At 31.7% G+C, this 4,313-nt stretch carries 3 protein-coding genes; all 3 read left to right on the top strand.

Translation table 11 applies throughout. From position 1 onward, the window contains the following. Nucleotides 1-261 precede the first annotated feature (261 nt). Genes C6H08_RS03215 through C6H08_RS03210 form a run of 3 tightly spaced genes read left to right on the top strand, consistent with a single transcriptional unit; the run spans nucleotide 262 to nucleotide 4,162 of the window. On the top strand, nucleotides 262-2,232 hold the full coding sequence (locus tag C6H08_RS03215; protein WP_104686098.1) for a hypothetical protein: 1,971 nt from the start codon (nucleotides 262-264) through the stop codon (nucleotides 2,230-2,232). A gap of 35 nt (nucleotides 2,233-2,267) precedes the next feature. After that, nucleotides 2,268-2,543 carry a hypothetical protein gene (locus tag C6H08_RS11820; RefSeq protein WP_233708463.1) on the top strand — a complete coding sequence of 92 codons (276 nt, stop codon included), beginning with the start codon at nucleotides 2,268-2,270 and terminating at the stop codon, nucleotides 2,541-2,543. Further along, nucleotides 2,519-4,162, top strand: a complete 1,644-nt coding sequence (locus tag C6H08_RS03210; protein ID WP_233708462.1) for a hypothetical protein — start codon at nucleotides 2,519-2,521, stop codon at nucleotides 4,160-4,162. Before C6H08_RS11820 ends, C6H08_RS03210 begins: the two co-directional genes overlap by 25 nt. Nucleotides 4,163-4,313: the final 151 nt, after the last annotated feature.

The following is a 4,313-nucleotide window of genomic DNA, read 5'->3' as shown; positions in this document are numbered from 1 at the left end:
AAGTAGAAGAGAAAATGTATAATTTGCAAATAATCTAATTACATTTTAGATAATTTATTGCATTATTATGTTTAAAGGATCCATACTTACTCGCGAGGTAATTGTAACTTTATAGAGCATGAGATACGGAAAGTGGGTTGCAAATTTTATATTACTTTTATACTTTACATGTAAGATATTGTTTATCGTGTGTCATGCTGGGAATATTAACACAAATGTGATATAATCTGAGGCCATTTTGAGTGCAAAAAGGGATTAATAATGAAAGTTAAAAAGCAATTTCTAATCGCAATGTCTATATGCATTATCTTATCAATACTCTATGTTGTGCTATATTCAGCACAAGGTAATACGACCGCATATCTGACAAAGATAAACATAAACAAGCATGAGACAATAGATCTTTATAATAGAGAGCATAAAGACACAAAGAAATTTGATGATTACCCTGCAAATGAAGATATTTTTCTTGATACCCAGATTGATAAATATGTATATAGTTTTGTTTTATCACCAAATAGTAAGATTTTTAGGAAAAATTTTATTTATAATATATATCCAGATTTCTATAACTTGCATGAAGATATAGAATATGCTTACATGAATACTCATGGCGATAAATATGGAAATCTAGTTAGCATACAAAAGATTGCAGAAGATAGTATAGGACCAGTTGCAATTATGCGTTCTATGAATGATGAAGTGTTGTCTTGGCTTCTTATAAGTTTTGTGATTGTGGTTTTTGTTTGTGTGGTTATGCCCATTTGCGTAAGTAAAACACAAGACTATATAAACAAGATTTATGTAAATAAGAATATATGTAATCAGTATACAAAGATACAGGCATTTTCCCCCCCCCCCCCCGTATATCCGTATCTATTTATTCTTTATGTTATATTGTTATCGCTTTTTCTTGTCGTTCAATACGGTATGGTGTCGCTAGATGGGGACAATTGGCTTATGAGTTCAGTATATGATAGCTTTTATATGCCTTATGACACAACAATTGGTTGGCAAAGAGGAAGACATTTTGCAGATCTTTTCATGTCTCTTAGTATGCGACCATTTGGAGAAATGCTTGTTGCTTTAGGTGTGAGTCCCATCCGTGCATTTAATATTTTTGCTTCATTTTTTACGCTTGTTTTTTATGGAATGTTTTTTATTGGTTCTTCTGTGTTTATTTGGCTGTGCAATGGTAAACAACAATTTAAAACTATTTTTATACTTGTTTCTCTAGTTTTTTTATTAATTATCAATGGCAGGTTTGATTATGTAACGACCGGGGCATATATTGGCAGTGCCGGTATAGCATTACTTGTATTTTTGCCTATTTTATATTTTTTTATGTATAAAAAAGTTTTTCTTTTAAGTAGCAATATTTACTTGCAAAGCGGTTTGCTATTTTTTCTAGTTTATATGGCGAGTTTTCAAACAGAACCATCAACGCTACCTATATTTGGTTTAACCTTGCTGTTATCATTTTATATGTATTGGAGACGCGATAATTTTGGAATCTCATGTTTTACATATTATCACATGGGGTTATTCTTGATATTAGTACCAACTGCATTTGTTTTAACAATGATTTCTGGCAGAGGGCAAACTCAAGTGGGTGTTATGGAAAAAACAACACTTTTTGGAAATATGATGCATGTTTTTAAGGAAATTAACGCATTCAGCATATTTGTAGTTAGTGTTGGGTTGTTGTATTTTATATACCTTGTGGTGTATTGCATAAAGCATGCAAAAATAACAGAGATTTTGTATCTCAAGATTGCCGCATTGTTTGTGGGATTATTGGGGGTTGTGGGATTTGCATGTATTAAAGTTCCTGGTGTGTGGTTTGAGGTTATGCTTATTGCACTCGTCTTAATTCTAACACTACTAGAGATTGCTAATGGTGATAATATTGTAAAAGCATGGTGTAGCAATTTTTTACTTGTTGGGTTTGTATTTTGTGCGATATTGCAAAATGTAAACATCTTCGAGCGCAACTTTATAAAATACTATAATCTCAACACACAAGATACACTTATTTCATTATTTCAACATGCAGAAACAAATAATTTAAAAGAAATTGTATTAACGCCACAAGATGTTGAAACCATGTTGTTGTCATTTCAGAGATTAAGTGATGATGAAAGGGCGTGGCCAAATAGAGATATATCCGCATGGATGCAACGCTATTATGTTCGTACATATATTCCCATTAGAGTCAGCAATGAGAAATAATCGTATTGGGTAAATTTTATAGATAAGGAAAAGTAATGCAACATACAAAGACAAATAAAATAAATGAGGATGTAGAATCTGCTTTAGAATCATGGGACTTTGATAAAGCATATACTCTATATAGGGACAATATAACGCAAGATTCTAGTGAATTGAAGATGGATTTTTGTGTATTTCTACATGATATTGGGAAATTCGATGAATTATTGCAATTTATAAAAGCGGATTCTAAAAATAATAGCGACGCATTGCAATGTCCACAATTTTGGGATAACGCTAAATTAAATTGGGGGGGGGGGGTATTGCCCTAACACAAACACATATAGAAGCAGACACAGCAACATTATATGAAAATTTTCAATTAAAACAAAAAATAAATCCTAATTTTTTACTCAATAGATTTACTGCAGTTGATGCTTTAACTGCTGATATCGCATTTTGCATTATGCAAAATTATATGAAGGATACAGACAATAAGATAATTCGAAACTATTTTCTTAAAAATACATTGCAATATTTCTATAAAGCAGATATAGCAAAACAACAAGACTTTTTTACCCCAGTAAGCCCACCATCTTTTACAATATTTTTAAAGCTAATCAATGAAGAAAGAAGTATTGGTGCAGCGCAATGTTATAGGGAGTGTATAGGGCATTACAGAAATATATTGCTTCAGCAATGTAAAGACTTATCTCATCTCATTCCACAAATAACTGCTAAACCACACACGGAATATAAAAAGTTTGCAATTTGTTTATATGGAATCTTGCGTGGTGATTATATAGCCACACTTGAAGATATTATTACAAACCTTGCTATACCCTTAAATGCTGATGTGTTTTTATTTACTTGGGATATGCAACAAGTTTGGCCGGGATTATGTGGATGGACAAATTGGGTAATGCGTATGCTAGAGCCTACCCTACATGATGAAATTCCAGATGAAATTGCTTATCATTTAAATTTTCATGAATTTTTTCCAAATACATACAAAAAGCTTAATACGGAATACTTAGCAAAATTAGATAAAGGTGATTTAGAATCTTTGCAGAAAAAATACCCATGTTTTAAACATTGCGAAATTGTTAATCAAGATTCAACAGATTATGAAGGTAAAACAAGGGGTGGGGCATATCATTTTTACTATGGCATATATAGAATAATTGAGATGATGAAACAATATGAAGTAGCCCATAATATTACCTATGACTTTATTTTTACTCTAAGGAATGATGGGGACATAAAATATCATCAAAACGACAGAGAGGCGACTTTGCAAGAACTTCAAGAGTGTGAATCTAATGAGATTTTTGATACCCTGGATATTGGAGCGTCAAATATTTCAATCTATGGACCAAGAGATGTTATGCTGTCTCTTGCTTCGCTATATAACTTTTTAACCATTTTGCCAGATCGCATATTTCCAGATAAATGTTTTAATAACCATGTGGTAACCTTTGTTTATCTTACGATGTGTGGTGTAGTAAAAAATAGAGATTCTCATATTGAACAACAATATGCTAGAGGCAATAAATGTCAAATGGGTATGTCATTCCCTGATATACGACAAGAATTGCAACTTGATTTAAACGAGATTACACGATTAAAGATGTTTAATAACCATAAAATACAAAGTTTTACAGAAGCATTTGAAAAGATACGCGACAAGCATCCGTTTAAGGATGTAGAACGCTTTATAGCAAAAGAAGTCAATTTGCGAAAAAACGAGAGGTTAAAAAATATAGCTTGGAGGTGGTATGTGGCTGAAGAAGAAAACCGCTACATTCCCCCACAAGACTTAAAGCCTCTATTTAAGGTTATAAAATTCATGGGCAAATATTTTCCAAATGCAAAAGTGAGACGACAGGCTAGGCGTTTCACTGATTTTTTCAACTTTTTATACAAAAAAGTTTATGGAAAACATTTGTAATTGTGTAGTTTTGACATTATCCTGCCCCCTTTTTTCAAATAATATAGAATCTTGTGGCTTTTGCTCTAGATTAGCTTTATATAGATTCTATATTGTGCTTATTTTTATTGCTTCTAAAAGATAATTTTATGATTATTAACATATATCAATT

Source organism: Helicobacter bilis, from assembly GCF_900198365.1.
GTDB lineage: Bacteria > Campylobacterota > Campylobacteria > Campylobacterales > Helicobacteraceae > Helicobacter_A > Helicobacter_A bilis_B.
The sequence above is the reverse complement of the archived record's forward strand: the minus strand, read 5'-3'. Positions and strand labels throughout refer to the sequence as shown.